Origin of the sequence: Proteus sp. CA142267 (assembly GCF_003336825.1) — a bacterium.
Classification (GTDB): Bacteria; Pseudomonadota; Gammaproteobacteria; order Enterobacterales; family Enterobacteriaceae; genus Proteus; species Proteus terrae.
On the sequence record NZ_QPMG01000001.1, the window covers coordinates 1025804 to 1047069 of the forward strand.

The following is a 21266-nucleotide window of genomic DNA, read 5'->3' on the forward strand; positions in this document are numbered from 1 at the left end:
GCCTTAATCCTCGCTGAATGATGGCTGTAATTTCGTATCTGCTAAGCGACGCGCTATTTTACCAATATTTCCAGCACCTTGAACTAAAACAAGATCATTATCTGTTAATACACCCGCTAATATTGATGAAATTTTAGCCACATCAGAAACCCAGATAGGATCTAGCTTCCCACGTTGGCGAATTGTTCGACAAAGTGAGCGACTGTCGGCACCAGCAATAGGCGCTTCCCCAGCAGAATAAACATCTGTTAATAATAAAATATCAACTTGATTGAGAACAGTGGCAAAGTCTTCATATAAATCACGAGTACGTGTATAGCGATGAGGTTGGAAAATCATCACTAGACGTTTGTCTGGCCATCCTGCTCTCGCTGCTTTAATCGTTGCATCAACTTCTGTTGGATGATGACCATAATCATCCACTAGCATGACTTCACCTTCTTGGCCATTAACATGCTCAAGACCATAGTTACCTAAGAAGTCGAAACGACGTCCAGTACCTTGGAAGTTAAGTAATGCGGCTAAAATATGTTCGTCAGCAATACCTTCTTCTGTGGCTACAGCAACCGCTGCCGTCGCATTCAATGCGTTATGGCGACCAGGTGCGTTTAAGACAACTTGTAAATCTGGCATACCTTCACGAGAAATAGTGAAAAAGCCCTGAGCACCTTTTTGTTCATAATGCGTAATACGAACATCCGCATCTTCACTAAAGCCATAAGTCGTAATGTAACGACCCACTTTAGGAATAATCGAACGGATCACATCGTCATCCAGACACATCACAGCACGACCATAGAATGGTAAATTGTGCAAAAAGGTAATAAATGTCTCTTTTAGATTGTCAAAATTACCGTGATATGTGTCCATATGGTCTGCTTCGATATTCGTAACAACAGCAACCATTGGTTGTAAATGTAAAAATGATGCATCACTTTCATCAGCTTCAGCAATTAAATAACGACTGCACCCTAAACGAGCATGGGTGCCTGCCGACTTAACAAGCCCACCATTAACAAACGTAGGATCCAAACCCGCTTGCGCATAAATATTTGAAATCATCGCTGTTGTCGTGGTTTTACCATGTGTTCCGGCAATCGCAACACCATGACGATAACGCATTAATTCAGCCAGCATTTCAGCACGACGAATAACAGGAATACGCGCTTCTCTCGCTGCAATAATCTCAGGATTTTCAGCACTGATTGCTGTCGAAACCACAACAACACTTGCGCCACGAATATTTTCAGGGCGATGATTAAAATAGACTGTTGCGCCTAAGGCAACGAGCTGTTGTGTGACTACATTTGGTGCTAAATCAGAACCGCTGATTTCATAACCTTCGTTAGCCAGCACTTCAGCAATTCCACCCATACCCGCACCACCGATGCCGATAAAGTGAATATGCTTAACTTTTCTCATTTCAGGCACAAACGATCTTAATTTTGCCAGTTGTTGTGTATTCACTATTTACTTCTTCACTCTAAGTTAATGGTTACAAGTTACGTTTATTTTTTTGCCACTTCGATTATCACATTTGCTACGCGCTCTGTGGCATCCGTAATCGCAACACTTTTTGCTTTCTCTGCCATCGCTAACAAAGTTTCTCTATCCCAATTTTTCAGGGTTTGTGCAATGACTTCTGGAGTTAAATCATTTTGCTCGATAATTCGCGCGGCACCCGCTTTTTCTAGCGGTAGTGCATTCCAATATTGCTGTCTATCTTTGTGCTGGAAAGGAACAAAAATAGCGGGTAATCCCGCTGCGGCAATTTCACTGACTGTTAATGCGCCTGAACGACACACCACAACATCGGCCCATTGGTAAGCTTGCGCTATATCATCAATAAATTCAGTAACTTTATATTCAGATTTAACTGAATTTTTTGCTAATTCGTTCTGATAGCGTGTTTTTGTATCACTTTCGCCACCTTTTCCTGCTTGATGCCAGATTGTAACATGTTCACCTAGCAAACCTGCAACTACAGGTAAGGTGTGATTTAAAATTCTAGCGCCTTGGCTACCACCAATAATCAGTACACGGACAGGCCCTGTTCTCTCTTTTAATCGTACTGAAGGTGCTTCAAGTGCCAATACATCTTCACGAACAGGATTTCCTACAACAGGTGCTTTAGGAAATGCCCCCGGAAAAGCCTGCAATACACGCTTCGCAATTTTAGATAACCAACGATTGGTTAATCCAGCGATACCATTTTGCTCATGCAAAATAACAGGTATCCCACACATCCAAGCAGCAACACCCCCCGGACCTGAAACATAGCCACCCATACCAAGTACAGCATCTGGCTGATAGCGCTTCATAATGGCATGAGCTTGGAAAATCGCTTTAATAATACGAATAGGTGCTGTGATTAACGCTTTAATCCCTTTGCCACGTAAGCCTGAAATACGAATAAATTCAATTTCGATACCATGTTTAGGTACTAAATCGGCTTCCATTCTGTCCGCCGTTCCTAACCATCGGATTTCCCAACCTTGGGATTGTAGATAATGAGCAACAGCCAGTCCCGGGAATACATGCCCCCCAGTACCACCAGCCATAACCATTAAACGGCGTCTACGCTCGCTCATTTCGGGCTCCTTACAAACGCCTGAGCTTGTGCTAGACGTGTTTCATAATCAATTCGTAATAACATCACGATGGCAGTTGACATAATAATCAAGCTCGAACCACCGTAACTAATAAGAGGAAGGGTTAATCCCTTTGTTGGCAACATGCCTGCTGCTGCGCCTACATTGACCAATGATTGGAATGTAAACCATATCCCGATAGAGCAAGCTAAAAAACCTGAGAAACGTTGATCGAGGATCAGTGCACGTCGCCCAATTTGCATCGCACGAAAAGCGATGAAGAATACCATTAAAAGCACCAAAACCACACCGATATAACCAAGTTCTTCAGCAAGAATAGAGAAAATAAAGTCGGTATGCGCTTCAGGTAAATATTCTAATTTTTGTACTGAATTTCCTAAACCTTGTCCTAGTAAATCCCCACGGCCAAAAGCCATTAGAGATTGTGTAAGTTGATAACCGCTACCAAATGGATCTTCCCAAGGCTCTAAGAAAGAAGTAATACGTCGAACACGGTAAGGTTCAACGATAATCAACATAACAACAGCCGCAATTCCTGAGCCGATAATAGCTAAGAATTGCCAAATTTTAGCACCCGCTAAAAATAACAACGCTAATGTTGTTACGAATAAAACCACAACCGTTCCTAAGTCTGGCTGTAATAACAATAAAACAGCCAGTATTAACATCACACCCATCGGCTTACAGAAACCCCAAAAGTTGTTTCTTACTTCTTCAACTTTTCGAACTAAATAACTCGATAGATAACAAAACAGTGCAAGTTTTGATAATTCAGCAGGCTGGAAATTTAATGGCCCCACAGCAATCCAGCGTGAAGCCCCATTAACCGAACTTCCGACACCTAATACCACCAATAAAAGGAGTATCGATCCAAATAGCATTAAGCTGCTATAACGTTGCCAAATTGCCATAGGAATACGCATGGTGACTAACGCAATACAAAATGCGACAACGATATAGATACCATCACGTTTCGCAAATAAGAAAGGATCTTCTGCAAGACGTTGACCTACCGGCATTGAAGCCGATGTCACCATAACAAAGCCGACAACCGCTAATCCGAAAGTAAACCAGAGCAAAGTGCGATCATACGGCACAAATGCCGTATTCTCAGTTTGATAACTGCCCACTAGCCACTGTTTTAATCTTCGTATTGCGAATATGCTCATCAGCCAAGCTCCCTTGCTAAACGTGCAAATTCATCACCACGCTGCTCAAAACATTTAAACTGATCTAAGCTTGCACATGCAGGAGAGAGCAACACCATATCTCCTGATTTTACAGTCGGTGCTAAGGCTCGCATGGCTTCTTCCATTGTCACTGTTAATAAAGAGACATCGGGTCGTAGATTTGCCAATGCTTGTCCATCTTGTCCAAAACAGTACAGACGAATATTGTCACCGCTGATATAAGGCAATAAAGAAGAGAAGTCAGCCGATTTCCCGTCACCACCTAATAAAAGGTGTAATGTACCTTCAACTTCAAGCCCTCGTAATGCCGCTTCGGTGCTTCCCACATTGGTCGCTTTCGAGTCATTTATCCAACGTACATTTTGATGTGAATAAACTAATTGAAAACGATGAGCAAGACCGTGATACGTTTTCAGTACCTCAGTTGCTGCTTTACGAGAAATACCCACTGCGTCAGCAAGTGCTAATGCCGCTAATGCATTAGTATAGTTATGTTGTCCTGACAGATACATCTCAGCCATTGAAAGGACTTTCTCACCTTTCACTTTTAAAATGCGATTTGTGTTATCAAGCTGGTAATCACCTTGCCCAACACCAAAACTAACACAACGATTATCTTTACCTGCTAAAGGTAACGTTAATGCATCATCTTCGTTATAAACGCAGGTTTTAGCATTATCGTAGATACGCAGTTTTGCTTCACGGTATTGCTCTAATCCCAACGGATAGCGATTCATATGATCTTCGCTAATATTTAATACCGTTGCAGCCGAGGCTTGTAAGCTATAAGTCGTTTCCAACTGAAAGCTTGATAGTTCTAATACATATAAATCATGAGGCTCCGTTAATAAGGTCAGAGCTGGAACGCCAATATTGCCACCAACCCCAACGCGAATACCATCCGCGCTTGCCATTTCACCCACTAGCGTTGTCACAGTGCTTTTACCGTTAGAGCCAGTAATCGCGACAATAGGTGCTTTGGCTTCACGGCAAAACAGTTCGATATCACCAACAATTTCAACACCATGATTTGCCGCTTCAACAAGCTCAGGTGTTGAAAGTGCAATACCTGGGCTTGAGATAATTAAATCAGCATCGTTGAGCCATGCTTGATGAAAACTACCTGTATGATATTCGACGTCAGCAGGAAGCTTATCTAAGCCTCCTGGTTTTTGGCGTGTATCAATAACCTTAGGTGTAACACCTTGGCGGATAAAAAAGTCAACGCAGGAAAGGCCTGTAATTCCAAGCCCAACAACAACCACTTTTTTTCCCTGATAATTTGCCATCTTAACGTACCTTTAATGTCGCCAGACCAATAAGCACTAACATCAGTGAGATGATCCAGAAGCGAACAATAACACGAGGTTCAGGCCAGCCTTTTAATTCATAATGGTGATGAATTGGAGCCATACGGAAAATACGTTGACCACGCAACTTAAATGAGCCGACTTGTAAAATAACGGAGAGTGTTTCAACTACAAACACCCCCCCCATAATGACTAATAAGAATTCTTGGCGTAATAACACCGCAATCGTTCCTAATGCACCACCTAATGCAAGAGAACCTACATCACCCATAAATACTTGAGCTGGGTAAGTATTAAACCAAAGGAAGCCTAAGCCCGCACCAACGATAGCGGTACAGACAATCACTAATTCACCCGCATGCATCAAGTAAGGAATTTTTAAGTAGCTTGCAAAATTAACGTTACCTGTCGCCCACGCAACTAATGCAAAACCAGCGGCAACAAAAACAGTTGGCATAATGGCTAAACCATCTAAACCATCCGTTAAGTTAACGGCGTTACTTGTTCCCACAATGACGAAATAAGCCAATAAAATATAAAGCATGCCTAATTGAGGCATGACATCTTTAAAGAATGGAACGACTAACTGTGTTGCTGGCGTATCTTTGCCAATGGCATACATACTAAATGCCACAACAAGTGCTAATACGGATTGCCAGAAATATTTCCAACGTGCGATTAAGCCTTTGGTATCTTTACGAACAACTTTGCGATAATCATCAACAAACCCAATTACGCCGTAGCCAATTAAAACCAGCAATACACACCAAACGTAAGGGTTATCTAATCTTGCCCATAACAGTGTAGAGATGGAGATAGAGAACAGGATCATAATCCCGCCCATTGTTGGTGTACCACGTTTACTAAAGTGCGACTCAGGTCCTTCACTACGAACCACTTGTCCAATTTGCATTTTTTGTAACCATGCGATGAGATGAGGCCCCATCCACAAAGCAATAATTAATGCCGTCAATAAACCAACAATCGCCCTGAATGTCAGATAAGAAAACACATTAAAAAATGTATGGTATTTAACCAAATATTCGGCTAGCCAAACTAACATTCAAAGCACTCCTTTAATGCGTTCACGATATCTTCCATCGCGGAGCTTCGTGAACCTTTTACTAAAACTGAAACAACATCATGCTGCTGTAATAATGGAATTAATTGAGCAAGTAAGTCGGCTTTAAATGCAAAATGCTGACCACCTTGATTTTCATCACTAATAAAATGACTGTAATGCCCAACAGTGAAGACACTATCAATACCAGCACTGTGAGCAAAACGACCAACATCGCGGTGGCATTTTTCTGAATCTTTACCTAATTCAGCCATATCCCCAGCGACAAAAATTTTATATCCCGGTAATTGAGAGAGCACTTGTAAGCCCGCAATCATCGAACCATCGTTCGCATTGTAAGTGTCATCTAACACCATCTTTCCTGAAGTTAACTCAACAGGATACAGTCTTCCCGGTACCGCTTTTAATGTCGATAAACCAAGGCGAATATCTTCAAGCGTTGCCCCAGCAGATAGTGCAAGTGCACTTGCAGCTAAAGCATTCGCAATATTATGACGTCCCGGCAATGGAAGAGTGACATCAACACAACCTTCTGGTGTGTGTAAGGTGAAATTTGTAATGAATTGCTTAACAACGATATCCGTCGGATAAAAATCTGCGTCGCTTTGTGCGGATAAAGAGAACGACCATTGTGTTTGGCGCGCATTTAAATGATGTTGCCACAGAGGTAAGTCATTACTATCAAGATTAATAATGGCTGTACCTTGCTCTTTTAAGTGCGAAAAGATTTCGCCTTTAGCTTGAGCAATACCTTCCAGTGAGCCGAAACCTTCAATATGTGCAGAAAAGAGGTTGTTTACCAATGCAGCATCTGGTTTTACCATATTTACGGTATAGGCGATTTCACCGATATGGTTTGCACCCAATTCGATAACTGCAAAACGGTGTTCAGGTGTTAAACGAAAAAGCGTTAAAGGTACGCCAATATCGTTATTTAAATTGCCATGCGTATATAAGGTTTCACCGCAGTGACGCAAAATAGAAGCGGTCATCTCTTTAACGGAAGTTTTTCCAGAAGAGCCTGTCAGCGCAACAATCTTAGCATGACTTAGCGAGCGAATATGTGCTGCTATTTCCCCCATTGCGAGATGGGTATCTTTCACAATGATTTGCGGGCAATCAACATCAATCTCACGATTAACTAAAACTGCGACAGCGCCCTTTTCTTTTACATCAGCAATAAAATCATGAGCATCAAAACGCTCACCCGCTAATGCAATAAACAGACAATCTCCATCAATTTTACGGCTATCCGTTGAAATCGATTTGATGATAAGTTGATCCACTTGGCTTTGAGCGATATGACTCAATGTGCCTTTGGTAACTTGTGCAATATTTTCTAAAGATAGAGGGATCATGCCATCACCCCCAATAACCGAGCAACGGTTAATCTATCTGAATAATCAAGGCGACGAGAGCCAACCAACTGATAATCTTCATGCCCTTTACCTGCGACTAAAATCATATCATTGGCATCTGCTTGCATAATCACGTTAGTGACTGCTTCAGCACGGCCTTCAATAGCAATCGCACGCCCCGGATCCATTAAACCTGAAAGAATATCTTGGATAATCGCTTGAGGCTCTTCGCTACGCGGGTTGTCATCAGTGATGACAACTTTATCAGCCAGCTCTTCTGCGATCGCACCCATTAGTGGGCGCTTACCTTTATCTCTATCTCCGCCACAACCAAATACACACCAAAGTTTACCTGTGCAGTGTAAACGAGCAGCTTGAAGTGCCTTCTCTAAAGCATCTGGAGTATGAGCATAATCGACAATAACTGTAGGACGATTATCCGCGCTAAACACTTCCATGCGACCACAAACAGGTGTGAGTGCAGATGAAGCATTAATCACAGCACTTAATGGGTATCCTAATGCCAATAATGTCGCTAAAGCACACAAGAGGTTACTGACATTAAAAGCACCCATTAGTGGGCTTTCAATTTCACCATCACCCCAGCTAGAACTAAAGTGAATGGTTGCGCCTGCGTCGTGATAATTAATATGGGTTGTTTTAACAAAACGGCCTTGCCAATTTTGTGGCAATTTATTTTCCATTGTTAATGCAACAGCATCAGGTAAACGAGACAGCCATTTTAGACCAACAGCATCGTCTGCATTGATGATTTTCTCACCACTTTGATGCGTGGAAAACAGTAACCATTTTGCTTCTTCGTAATTTGCCATATCACCATGATAATCAAGATGATCTCGGCTTAAATTCGTAAATATACTCGCCACAAAAGGCAACGCACTGACACGACCTTGAACTAAACCATGAGAAGAAACTTCCATAGCCGTTAATGTCGCGCCTTGATTTAATAATTGTTGTAACTCTAATTGAATATCAACCGCTGATCCTGTGGTGTTCATCGCAGGAACAACATGACCTAAAAGCCCGTTACCTACTGTTCCCATCACAGCACTGGTTTCACCCAAACCTTGTGCCCACTGTGCTAACAATTGTGTTGTTGTCGTTTTTCCGTTAGTCCCAGTAACACCAATCAGTTTCAGTTTTTCCGCAGGCTGATGATAAAAATGCCCAGCTAATTTTGATAACTCTGCATTAAGATTATTAATATAAATAACTGGAATACCGTGACTTTCACGGATTTCACCATGCGTTGCAACATCTTGCGCTTCCGCTAATACCGCAGAAACACCTTGAGCAATTGCTTGAGGAATATAGCGTCTACCATCAGTTTCATGACCTTTAATGGCGATAAAAAGATCACCGCTCGCCGCTTTTCGGCTGTCGAGTGTCATGTCTTTGAGCATCAATGACGGTGCTTGTATCCCGAGTGCCCCTAATAGGTCACTTAAGTTAGGATCGGCCACTTGTATCCTCTTCTTTTTTAATTACAAATTCACTTTTATCGTCTGGCGTCAATGCATCAGGTTCTACGTTCATTGTGCGTAAAACTGCGCCCATAATTGTGCCAAACACCGGTGCGGATACTGCGCCCCCATAGTACTTACCTGCTTTAGGTTCATTGATTATCACAACCAACGCAAAGCGAGGACGACTTGCAGGTGCAACACCCGCCGCATAAGAGATATATTGATTGATATATTTTCCGTCAGGCCCTACTTTTTTCGCTGTCCCTGTTTTAATCGCAACACGATAACCTTTAATTGCCGCACTCACACCACCGCCACCGGGCAATGCTACGCTTTCCATCATATGCACGACAGTTTTCATCACAGATTCTGGGAAGACTCGTGTTCCTGGTACAGGAGGATCAACTTTCGTAATAGAGAGAGGACGATAAATACCAAAACTACCAATCGTTGCGTAGACACGCGCTAACTGTAACGGCGTTACCATTAGCCCATATCCGAATGAGAAGGTGGCCCTTTCAAGATCGGACCACCGTTGTTTTTTTATTGGAAATATGCCACTACTTTCGCCAACTAGCCCCAAGTTAGTTGGCTTCCCGAATCCAAATCGTGAATAAACATCCACAAGTTCAGATGCAGGCATCGCTAACGCCAGTCTTGAAACACCAACGTTACTCGATTTCTGTAATATTCCTGTTATCGAAAGCTCATGATATAACGCCACATCCTTTATTTGATGCCCGCTAATACGATAAGGAACAGTATTAATAACACTATTTTCTTTAATGATATGATTGTGAAGTGCACTCATCACAACCATTGGTTTTACGGTAGAACCTGGTTCAAAAATATCGGTGATAGCACGATTGCGCATCGCGTCTTTAGGTGTACCTGTTAAATTATTTGGGTTATACGATGGGCTGTTTGCCATCGCCAACACTTCACCGGTATTTACATCAACTAAAACAGCAGTTCCTGACTCTGCTTTATTCTTAATAACCGCATTAGTTAATTCACGATAAACCACAGATTGTAAACGTTCATCAATGCTCAACATCAGATTATGAGCAGCTTGGCTATCTGTTTGAGCGATGTTCTCGATAACTCGGTTAAAACCATCTTTGCGAACAACACGCTCACCGGGAGCACCTGTCAGCCACTGATTAAAGCTTTTTTCAACACCTTCAATGCCATCACCATCAATATTTGTTACGCCGATGATGTGAGCTGTGACTTCACCTGACGGATAATAGCGTTTTGATTCTTGACGCATATTAATCCCAGTGATTTTTAGTTTGCTAATGTAATCACTAATTTCAGGATTCACTTGGCGAGCCAAATAGATAAAGCGAGCAGAAGGCGTTGTGACAATTTTTTGCTCAATTTGATTCACTGGCATTTTCAGTGCATCAGCAAGTGCTAACCAACGAGAGTCCGTCATATCAGGATTTGCATCTAATACAACTTTAGGATCAGCCCAAATAGCATAAACAGGCACACTGACAGCAAGAGGTCGCCCCATTCTATCGCTGATCATGCCTCTTGCCGTTGGTACTTTTTGCACACGTAGAGAACGCATATCCCCTTCACGAATAAGGGGATCGGGATTAATAACCTGTAAATAGGCAACACGGATTAATAGCGCGGCTAAAGCGATACCAATACCACCGCAAAGCAACGCAAAACGCCAACTCACAAATCCTGTTTTTTCTTCAGGCTTGCGTAGTTTGGCATTTGACTTTGTCTTTGCTTTCGCTTTTGCCGAACGTGAAAATTTCATACTTGCCTTAATTATTTAGTAACCACGATGTTCTCTTTTGTTGGGTCGACATGGATCATGCCCAAACTATCACTTGAAAAACGCTCTACTCGGCTATGGTCTGCTAGAGCATTTTCTTCAAGAATGAGATTGCGCCATTCGATCTCCAATACGTTTTTTTCCAGCACTAAGCGCTCTTTCTCTGCTGTCAATAAACGTGTCTTATGTGCTGTCGTCACGACATACACCGCAGAAATAATCACAGCAATTAGTAAACATACAGGTAATTTGCCGTGACGCAGTAAATCCTGCCCTATAACTCCCGGTAGTGAGTGTCGTTCAGTAGACATTTATTCCTCAATACGTTGTGCTACACGCAATACAGAGCTTCGTGCGCGTGGATTTTCTTCAACTTCCACGCCAGTCGGTTTCATCTTGTGAATACTCGATAAGCGAGCACTTCCTAACTCTTTTATCTGCGCTTCAGTGAGAGGAATACCAGCAGGGACAACAGGCCCTTTGCTCTCATCTCTAATAAAACGCTTCACTAATCGGTCTTCCAACGAATGGAAACTAATTACCGACAAACGCCCTTCTGGTGCTAAAACAGAAACGGCACCTTTTAGTGCTTTTTCAATTTCATCTAACTCGCTATTGATATAGATGCGAATTGCCTGAAAACTGCGTGTTGCTGGGTGCTTATGTCGCTCTTTTACTGGGCTTGCATCGCTAATTAAATCCGCCAATTGCTTGGTTCGAGTCAAAGGCTCTTCTGTTTTGTTACGAGCAACAATGGCGCGAGCAATACGTTTAGCAAAGCGTTCTTCACCAAATGTTTTCAATACCCATGTAATATCGTCTTCTTCTGCTGTCATCAGCCATTGTGCAGCTGATTGCCCTGATGTTGGGTCCATACGCATATCAAGAGGCCCATCACGCATAAATGAGAAACCACGTTCAGGATCATCAAGTTGAGGAGAAGAAACACCTAAATCCAATAATACGCCGTCAATTTTTCCAGCTAAATCGAGCTCATTAACATACTGTTCAATATTTGAAAAAGGCCCATGAACAATAGAAAATCGAGCATCATCAATTTCATTAGCAACTGCGATGGCTTGCGGATCTCTGTCTATCGCTATCAAGCGACCTTGTTCACCCAATTGCGATAAAATTAGACGAGAGTGACCTCCGCGACCAAATGTTCCGTCGATATAGATACCTGAAGGTTTAATATTCAGGCCATTCACTGCTTCATCCAGTAATACACTGGTATGACTAAAATTATTTGTTGTCATTATTTAAAGTGATAAATCCAATAGTCGTGTCGATAACGGTTCCTGTGAGGTTTGCTCGGCTACAATGTCTTTTTCGATCTGTTTGTACCAGACCTGTTCATCCCACAATTCAAATTTATTGAATTGACCAACTAACATGACCTCTTTTGTTAGCCCTGCATGCTGTCTTAGCGTGCTAGCTAACAAAAGACGTCCTGCGCTATCCATTTGGCATTCGCTGGCGTGGCCTAATAACAAACGTTGAACTCGACGTTCCGCAGGGTTCATGGAGGACAAAGCCGCTAATTTTAACTCAATCTTTTCCCATTCTGGAAGGGTATAAAGCAATAAACATGGCTGATTGAGATCAATGGTACAAACCATTTGACCTTCAGAAATCTCACTCAGCGTTGTTCGATAACGGGAAGGAACTGTTATTCGCCCTTTGCTGTCAAGATTAACGAGTGTTGCTCCACGAAACATCCTCATTACCCTCAGCTTTGTAATTTACACCACATTATCCCACAAATCCCCACAAATAGAGTTTACGGATGGTATGAAAACGTTGTCAAGCCAGATATAGGAAGCTTTATTTATATTTACAGTAATTTGATAGGCACACCGAAATGTTTAAATTATCGACAAAAAGGAAAAGGAAAACATTAACACTATGATTAATAGAGATTATTTTTCCAATTCTATTTTTAATCACGAAAAGTAATTATTTATAACGATTACAAGGAGGAAAAACAGATAAAGAAATCATAATCAGTAAATCATGATTTTTATTATAAAAAACTAATTTATTGCAGTTCATTTACCTTTAGCCAACATAATAATTTGGGGTTGCTTTTATATAAATAAAAATAGCAAGACAAAAAAAAATAATTCAATATCATGAGGATAGTTATTTATTTTTTTCTTAAGCTTCCCAAAATAAAATTAATTACTTATTAAATTTAAGCAATATCACTTATGGATATATCAAAATTTAATCTATTAACTTAGTAAAATGAGAGAAATAGTAAAAAAAGGCTTAAGATTAATCTCAAATTTAATATTCTCTAAGCTATTCGACATTCTTAAATCAAATAAAACATCCCCGTTTTAATTTAATAAAACAGGGATGAGTATAAATGCAGATAATTACCAACAGAGTGATATCAATTAACGTGCACGTCCCAAACTGCCTCGACGGCATAAATCACGACGAATACGTGTAATACCCGCTTGTGGTTTTTGTTCTTCTTCAAGACTTGCAAGAACAAGCTCTAACACACGCTCTGCAATATCACGATGTCGTTGAGCGACAGATAAAACGGGACACTCAAGGAAATCCAATAACTCATGATCACCGAAAGTCGCAATAACCAATTGTGTTGGTAAACGACCACTACGTTGTAATGTCACATCCATAACCCCTTGTAATAAAGCAAAAGAAGTCGTGAATAATGCATCAGGCATTGGATTATTATTTAACCATTCAGAAAAAGCAGTCGCAGCAGCTTCTCGTTCATAGCTATTTGCATATAGGTAGGTAACTTCTCTAGGATCATCTTTCCATACATTACGAAAACCTTGTTCACGTAAAAAACTCACAGAGAGCTCAGGAAGTGCGCCTAAATAGAGTACAGATTGCGAAGGAAATGCTTTTAGTTCTGTTGCCAACATTTTGGCATCTTCTAAGTCATCACCAACAACACTGATAAAATGCTCACTTTCTAATGCTCGGTCTAATGCAATAATCGGTAATGAGCGATTAGCCCAACGCTGATAGAAAGGGTGCTCTGGTGGCAATGCTGTTGAAACAATAATGGCATCAACTTGACGTTGCAGTAAGTGCTCAACACAACGAATTTCGTTGTCTGGTTGGTCTTCTGAACAGGCAATCAATAATTGATAACCGCGTTGACGTGCTTGTCGTTCAAGGTAATTTGCGATCCTGGTATAACTGGTATTTTCCAAATCAGGAATAACCAAACCAATAGAACGCGTACGACCAGCACGTAATCCCGCGGCAACAGCGTTCGGGTGGTAATTATGCTCTCTGACCACCGCCATCACTTTTTCAACAGTCTTGTCACTTACACGGTACTGTTTCGCTTTACCATTAATGACATAACTTGCTGTTGTTCGTGAAACACCAGCCAAGCGGGCGATTTCATCCAGTTTCACATTAGCCTCTTTTAATTATTAAATGTGTTATTTATTACATATTGCTATGAATTTCAGTCATCATGCTGATCTGATTTTGCATTTTAACACAATTTACTGATAAAACCGTATGCGTCAACGTTTCCGTTTATGTCTTTTATCAATTATTTCAATCATCGTTATCTATCAATAAGTAATTTCAAAAGAAAAAAGCACCATTTAGGTGCTTTTTCATCAATAAAAATTAATCTTGATACATTAATTCGATTTCATTTCGATAACGTTCAGAAATAATTTTACGGCGAAGTTTCAATGTTGGTGTTAACTCACCCGATTCCATTGAAAAGCCTTCAGCAAGAAGAGTAAAGCGCTTAACTTGATGAAAACTTGCAAAGTTTTTTTGCATTTCACGTAAACGCTCATCAAATAGCTCTTTAATTTTAGTATGGCGTAATAATTCCATACGATCTTGATATTTTAAATTTAATGCACGCGCATGTTCTTCTAATGCATCAAAACAAGGCACGATAAGTGCAGAAACAAATTTACGCGTATCAGCAATCACCGCAATATGCTCAATAAAACGGTCTTGCCCTAATGTTCCTTCGATCATTTGTGGTGCAATATATTTACCATTTGACGTTTTCATTAAATCCTTCAAACGTTCCGTGATAAATAACATACCATCACTATCAAGTGCGCCTGCGTCACCTGTACGTAACCAACCATCTTCTGTAAAGGCAGCCGCCGTATCTTCAGGCTTATTGAAATACCCTTTCATGACAATGTTACCACGTACTTGGATTTCATTTTCTGCACCAATACGCACTTCAACACCCGGCAATGGTGTACCAATAGAGCCTAACTTATATTTATTCTCTTCCCAGCATGAAACTGTGGCGCAGGTTTCTGTCATACCATAGCCGTATTTAATATTAATACCGGCAGCCAAGAAGAAACGGATCACTGCATCATCTAAACGAGCCCCTGCCGCTGGTAAAAAGCGAACACGCCCACCTAAGATTTGACGCAATGGATTTAATACTTTTTTATCTGCAAAGCGATAACATAAGCGGGAAATAAACCCTTGCTGACACTGATTCAGTTGTGCTTCACGCTGTTTTTCGCCCTGCTTTATCGCCCATTTAAAGATAAATTGGCGAAACACAGAAGCTTGAGACACTTTATCTTGAATAGCGCTATACACTTTTTCATAAAAGCGAGGAACAGCACACATCACCGTAGGCTTAACCGCACTCATAGCCTCTCTCACTGCATGAGTATCTGTTAAATACACGTTAACCGCACCAGTGTGCATCACATAGAAGCTCCACGCGCGTTCAAAAACGTGAGAAAGAGGTAAAAAACAGAGCGAAACATCTTTATCAGATAATGAGAGACGTTCATCATGAAGATAAAGCTGTGATGCCAGACTCGTATAATCAAGCATAACGCCTTTAGGTTCACCTGTTGTTCCTGATGTATAAATCAAAGTAAACAGGTCATCTAAACTGCATTCATTAATACGTTGTTTTAACACTTCATCATGCTGAAATTGTGTCTGGTTAATTAAATCTTCCAGATAGCATGAAGGTGTATTTTCGTTTAACACAACATCGGAGTTAAACACAATAATATGTTTAAGCTGAGGACATAACGCTAATAATTCAGAAACAATATCGTATTGCTTTTGGTCGCCAACAAAAAGAATGCGAATATTCGCATCATTTAAAATATAAGCGGCTTGTTCAACACCACTTGTTGCATAAAGAGGAACGGTTACTGCACGTAGTTGTAAAGAAGCAATATCAGCCAAAGACCAATCAATGGTATTTTGAGAAAAGATCCCAATGTTTTCTTGGACATTTACACCCATTTCTAACAATGCATTTGAGAGCGCATGTGTTTTCTTTTCAACCAACTCCCATGACATTTCGATATTGCGCTTAGCATCCCATTGACGATAAGCAATTTTATTCCCGCTGTGCAAAAACTGCATCTGCAATCTTCTAATTATATGATAATCATGAAGATTATTATTAGTTATCATAATTTTCCTGCTATTTATGGAAAAGCGATCGTGTTATGAAACTGAAATGGAGGAAATCCCTCTCTTACAATTTCAGCTTACACTTGTTCGCTGAGTCGGATAAAAGTCTAAGTGATCCGCCAAAATAAAGGAATTCAATTTTACATAAATTTGTAAAATTGTGAGTTATGAAAAGTTTTGTCAGAAAAGGCTATCTCATCACAGTGAGGTAATTAAATTTTATGATCTTATTTTTTATGGAAAGCTAAGAAGAAAAGCTGATAAATAACAATGGGTAATTATCATAACTTAATCAATGACAATAGAAAGAGAGGGATATTATTGTAAAAAAATAGGTTTAACATAGTTATAATACGAATAAGAGTCATTATTACAAAGAAAGGGCAAAAATAGTGACAGCAATCCAATTTAGTTTATCTAACTACATAAACGCCATTTTGGTCATTAGCTGGTTAACTAACGTTATCTGCCACTATTTCTGCATAATTAGTAATAAATCCTAATTATGAGTAAAAACACTCTAGTTTTGACAAACTTCACTTAATAAATTTTTCATCCATAAGTGGTCTTTATCACGCGCTGTTGACTCATGCCAAATCAAATAACATGGACGCTCTGTTTTTTCCCAAGGTAACGACACGGCTTTAATATCTAATTGTTCAGAATAACTCTCAACTAACCATTTTGGTGCAATGGCAACCAAATAAGTTCTAGAAACAATATTTAGTACACTATTTAAATCAGTTCCTTGATAAGTGATTAAATCTTCCAATTGATTATTTTTATAATAAGATGTACTAAATGAACCAATATCATCTAAAGAAACAATAGAATGTTGCTCATTTAATAACATCTCTTGGGTTACACTATCTTTAATACGAGGATGTTTATTAGAAACGACCAAAACAACTTCATCGTTAAATAGTGGTTGTGAATGAAATTCAGACTTTTCAAATTCCTTATAGCTAATAAAAAATTCAACTTCTTGATATTTTAATTGGTGTTCTATATTGCTATTTAAATAAGATTTTATATTAACATTAATATTAGGTGTTTCATTTTTAATTTGTTCAACTATTTTTGGTGCTAATTTTATATCTAGAGGGCTACAAATAGATAAATTGAATATACGCTCACTTTGTTCTGGTTCAAATCCTGCTCCTGGAAGCTCGTTATGAACTAATTGTAAGGCTTGTCTCACTGGACCAAAAAGTTGTTTAGCTCTTAACGTAGGCTGAATTCCTCGTCCATAACGAACAAATAATTCGTCATTAAACATAATTTTAAGGCGAGACACTGCATTACTTACTGCGGGTTGTGACATGCCCAATACTTGTGCAGCACGGGTGACATTTTGCATTTGCATAACAGCATCAAATACCGTTAATAAATTAAGATCAACATTACGTAAATGCATATCTGTTGATTCTCTGCTGGTAACTGTTGCTGATGTGTAATCCGTCATTTCTTACTCCACTATGTTATCATAATAGCAAAATAAATATTATTAACTGAGATATTATTAATAATAGATAGGCTTCAACTATTACTTAAACTATTTATTAAAATTTATTATTCATCATCCATGAATATAACTAAACATATAAGTTTCATATCAATAAAAAAACGTATTTCATATAAGTGATGAAATTTGGCATTAAAATTACATGTATAGAAAATGATTATATCAATATATATTACAACCTGTTTTACCTTCTGCCTTGCAAATAATAAAACAAAGTATGATAAAAATCATAATAAAATAATGTACTTTCATTCCTAAAATAGGTATCTGATAGCCATCATCATTAATAATACAATGATTTTTATTCTTACATTCAAAACGTTGCTCACATTCCTCAATCTTCCCCTCTCTAACTGGCTCTTTTCTCTCTCTCAACTAGCTGGTTAAAAAAAAAGCAAACAATCGTTTAATTTTTCATTTCACTCTTTTTCAAACAACGTATGGCACATTAACCCAATCAATGAATACTTAATAGTTATAATCATTAGTAAAAATTTAGATATTAGTCAGAATCACTATATATATTTTATAAATAACACTCATAAATGAATTAATAAATTCCAACGCTTGACATCTTTATTGGTATTAGGTATCAATAAATACAGATTATTGAGAACTTATCTAAGGATGTTTCATGTTAAACGCAATTTTACTATCAAGCCTACTACTACTCGCAACTTTTATGCGCGGTCGGCTTATGGGTAAAAAGTGAAACACACCTGCCCTTAGAGAGAAAACCCGCGCTAGTCGCGGGTTTTTTTATACCTGGGAGAGCGCAAACAGCCAATAAAAAGAGAAAGGAACAGATTATGAGCAACGACGTGATTATTTTTGATACCACATTGAGAGATGGCGAACAAGCATTGCAGGCGAGCTTAAGCGTAAAAGAGAAGTTACAAATTGCTTACGCTTTAGAGCGTTTAGGTGTGGATATCATTGAAGCGGGCTTTCCTGTTTCTTCTCCTGGTGATTTTGAATCCGTACAAACCATTGCACGCGAAATCAAAAATAGCCGTATTTGTGCATTAGCGCGCTGTGTTGATAACGATATTGATGTTGCAGCAGAGTCTTTAAAAGTTGCTGAAGCTTTTCGTATCCACGTATTCTTGGCAACCTCGGCATTGCATGCTGAACACAAATTAAAAAAATCATTCGAAGATATTATTGAGATGGGCGTGAATTCGATAAAGCGCGCACGTCGCTACACCGATGACGTGGAATTCTCTTGCGAAGATGCAGGTCGTACTCATATCGATAATTTATGTCGAATTGTTGAAAGTGCAATTAATGCTGGCGCAACCACCATTAATATTCCAGATACCGTAGGTTATACAACACCTTATCAATTTGGTGGCATTATCACCAACTTGTTTGAGCGTGTTCCCAATATCGATAAAGCCATTATTTCTGTTCACTGTCATGACGATTTGGGTATGGCAGTTGCTAACTCAATTACCGCAGTACAAGCAGGTGCAAGACAAGTAGAAGGGACAATTAATGGCTTAGGCGAGCGCGCAGGCAACTGTGCGTTAGAAGAAGTCATTATGGCGATAAAAGTCCGTGAACAAATGATGAAGGTTCAAACACGGATTAATCACAAAGAAATTTATCGTACCAGTCAATTAGTCAGCCAATTATGTAATACGCCAATTCATGCTAATAAATCTGTTGTTGGCTCCAATGCATTCGCGCATTCATCGGGTATTCACCAAGATGGCGTTTTGAAAAATCGCGAAACCTACGAAATCATGACACCAGAATCTATCGGATTAAAAGAAGTGCAATTGAATTTAACTTCTCGCTCAGGCCGTGCTGCAGTTAAACACCGAATGGAAGAGATGGGTTATCGCGAAACAGATTATAACTTGGATACTTTATATTCTGCCTTCTTACGTTTAGCCGATAAAAAAGGCCAAGTCTTTGATTACGATTTGGAAGCTTTAGCATTTATGGGACAACAGCAACAAGAGCCTGATGAGTTTGTAATGAACTATTTTAATACTCAATCGGGTTCATCAACCGTTGCTACGGCAAGTGTCAGTATTACCCATGGTGACAAAGAAATTACTGAAGCAGCAACCGGTAATGGTCCCGTTGATGCAGTTTATCAAGCTATCTCTCGTGCAACAGGTTATCCATTAAAATTAGTCACTTACCAATTAACCGCTAAAGGTGAAGGTAGAGACGCTTTAGGACAAGTTGACATCGTCGTTGAATATCAAGGACGTAAATTTCATGGAATGGGTTTAGAAACTGACATCGTAGGTTCATCGGCGAATGCCATGATCCACGTTATCAATAGCATTTGGCGCTCTGAGCAAGTCGAAATAGAAAAACGCAAACAACACACAACACAAGAAGCGGTTTAATTATGTCAAGAAATTATCATATTGCAGTATTACCCGGAGATGGTATTGGCCCTGAAGTCATGGCTCAAGCACAAAAAGTGATGAAGGCGATCAGCGAGTGTTTCTCACTTAATATCACAACAAAAGAATACGATATCGGTGGCATTGCCATTGATAATCATGGCACTCCGTTGCCAGCAGATACCTTAACAGGTTGTGAACAAGCTGATGCGATTTTATTTGGTTCCGTCGGTGGTCCTAAATGGGAACACTTACCCGCAAATGAACAGCCAGAGCGCGGTGCTTTATTGCCATTACGCAAGCATTTTAAATTGTTCTGCAATTTACGCCCTGCACGCTTATATGAAGGCTTAGAAGCCTACTGCCCATTACGTGCTGATATCGCCCAACGTGGTTTTGATATTTTATGTGTACGTGAATTAACAGGCGGTATTTACTTCGGTCAGCCTAAAGGTCGTGAAGGTGAAGGCGCACAAGAGCATGCTTTTGATACTGAAGTTTATCATCGTTATGAGATTGAACGTATTGCACGCTTTGCGTTTGAGTCGGCACGTAAACGCCGTCATAAAGTAACCTCTATTGATAAAGCTAACGTATTACAAAGCTCTATTTTATGGCGTGAAGTTGTCACTGGGATCGCAAAAGAATATCCAGATGTTGAAATTCAGCATATGTATATCGATAACGCGACAATGCAGTTAATTAAAGATCCTTCTCAATTCGATGTGTTGCTGTGCTCCAATATTTTTGGCGATATTTTATCGGATGAATGCGCAATGATCACAGGCTCTATGGGAATGTTGCCATCGGCCAGTGTTAACGAAGAGCACTTTGGTTTATATGAACCCGCAGGAGGCTCAGCGCCTGATATAGCAGGTAAAAACATAGCAAACCCAATTGCACAAATTCTGTCTGCTGCACTGTTATTACGCTATAGCTTTAATGAAGATAATGCAGCTCAAGCCATTGAAGATGCTATCACACAAGTATTAGCAGAAGGCTATCGCACCGCAGATTTAGCCGGTGATGGCAACGCAATCACAACCGACGAAATGGGTGATCGTATCGCTCAGTATATTCGTGAAGGGGCATAA

16 protein-coding genes are annotated in these 21266 nt (G+C 39.9%); 2 read left to right on the top strand and 14 right to left on the bottom strand.

The annotated features are described in order from the left end of the window. Window positions 1–3: 3 nt before the first annotated feature. From murC to leuO, 14 genes are all read right to left on the bottom strand, one after another. Window positions 4–1467, bottom strand: coding sequence for a UDP-N-acetylmuramate--L-alanine ligase (gene murC / locus C0T34_RS04785; protein ID WP_098942188.1), 1464 nt, complete (start codon window positions 1465–1467; stop codon window positions 4–6). Between the two features lie 41 nt (window positions 1468–1508). Further along, complete coding sequence (gene murG, locus C0T34_RS04790; protein WP_109849766.1) at window positions 1509–2591, bottom strand: undecaprenyldiphospho-muramoylpentapeptide beta-N-acetylglucosaminyltransferase; 1083 nt, start codon at window positions 2589–2591, stop codon at window positions 1509–1511. Then, window positions 2588–3781, bottom strand: a complete 1194-nt coding sequence (gene ftsW / locus C0T34_RS04795) for a cell division protein FtsW (RefSeq protein WP_098942186.1) — start codon at window positions 3779–3781, stop codon at window positions 2588–2590. The genes murG and ftsW overlap by 4 nt, the downstream gene beginning before the upstream one ends. Beyond that, the gene (gene murD, locus C0T34_RS04800; RefSeq protein ID WP_098942185.1) at window positions 3781–5091 is read right to left on the bottom strand and encodes a UDP-N-acetylmuramoyl-L-alanine--D-glutamate ligase; all 1311 of its coding nucleotides are present in this window, start codon (window positions 5089–5091) and stop codon (window positions 3781–3783) included. The genes ftsW and murD overlap by 1 nt, the downstream gene beginning before the upstream one ends. Before the next feature lies 1 nt (window position 5092). After that, the gene (gene mraY / locus C0T34_RS04805) at window positions 5093–6175 is read right to left on the bottom strand and encodes a phospho-N-acetylmuramoyl-pentapeptide-transferase (protein ID WP_023581493.1); all 1083 of its coding nucleotides are present in this window, start codon (window positions 6173–6175) and stop codon (window positions 5093–5095) included. After that, entirely contained in the window at window positions 6169–7551 is a 1383-nt protein-coding gene (gene murF, locus C0T34_RS04810) for a UDP-N-acetylmuramoyl-tripeptide--D-alanyl-D-alanine ligase (protein ID WP_109849767.1), read from the bottom strand. Before murF ends, mraY begins: the two co-directional genes overlap by 7 nt. Beyond that, entirely contained in the window at window positions 7548–9035 is a 1488-nt protein-coding gene (gene murE / locus C0T34_RS04815; RefSeq protein ID WP_109849768.1) for a UDP-N-acetylmuramoyl-L-alanyl-D-glutamate--2,6-diaminopimelate ligase, read from the bottom strand. The genes murF and murE overlap by 4 nt, the downstream gene beginning before the upstream one ends. Then, window positions 9022–10818, bottom strand: coding sequence for a peptidoglycan glycosyltransferase FtsI (gene ftsI, locus C0T34_RS04820; RefSeq protein WP_098942182.1), 1797 nt, complete (start codon window positions 10816–10818; stop codon window positions 9022–9024). Before ftsI ends, murE begins: the two co-directional genes overlap by 14 nt. Window positions 10819–10829: 11 nt before the next feature. Continuing rightward, complete coding sequence (ftsL, locus tag C0T34_RS04825; protein WP_023581490.1) at window positions 10830–11147, bottom strand: cell division protein FtsL; 318 nt, start codon at window positions 11145–11147, stop codon at window positions 10830–10832. Then, on the bottom strand, window positions 11148–12095 hold the full coding sequence (rsmH, locus tag C0T34_RS04830; protein ID WP_098942181.1) for a 16S rRNA (cytosine(1402)-N(4))-methyltransferase RsmH: 948 nt from the start codon (window positions 12093–12095) through the stop codon (window positions 11148–11150). It abuts the gene before it with no gap. A gap of 3 nt (window positions 12096–12098) precedes the next feature. Beyond that, window positions 12099–12557, bottom strand: coding sequence for a division/cell wall cluster transcriptional repressor MraZ (gene mraZ / locus C0T34_RS04835; RefSeq protein ID WP_075670769.1), 459 nt, complete (start codon window positions 12555–12557; stop codon window positions 12099–12101). Between the two features lie 684 nt (window positions 12558–13241). Beyond that, entirely contained in the window at window positions 13242–14249 is a 1008-nt protein-coding gene (gene cra, locus C0T34_RS04840) for a catabolite repressor/activator (protein WP_098942180.1), read from the bottom strand. A 223-nt stretch (window positions 14250–14472) separates the two neighbouring features. Beyond that, window positions 14473–16278 (bottom strand): long-chain fatty acid--CoA ligase, encoded by a 1806-nt coding sequence (locus C0T34_RS04845; RefSeq protein ID WP_098942179.1) that lies wholly within the window; start codon window positions 16276–16278, stop codon window positions 14473–14475. Between the two features lie 520 nt (window positions 16279–16798). Further along, complete coding sequence (gene leuO / locus C0T34_RS04850; RefSeq protein WP_109849769.1) at window positions 16799–17743, bottom strand: transcriptional regulator LeuO; 945 nt, start codon at window positions 17741–17743, stop codon at window positions 16799–16801. 869 nt (window positions 17744–18612) lie between these two features. Between leuO and leuA the strand changes: the two genes are divergently transcribed. Beyond that, window positions 18613–20172 (top strand): 2-isopropylmalate synthase, encoded by a 1560-nt coding sequence (leuA, locus tag C0T34_RS04860; protein WP_098942177.1) that lies wholly within the window; start codon window positions 18613–18615, stop codon window positions 20170–20172. 2 nt (window positions 20173–20174) lie between these two features. Then, on the top strand, window positions 20175–21266 hold the full coding sequence (leuB, locus tag C0T34_RS04865; RefSeq protein WP_109849770.1) for a 3-isopropylmalate dehydrogenase: 1092 nt from the start codon (window positions 20175–20177) through the stop codon (window positions 21264–21266).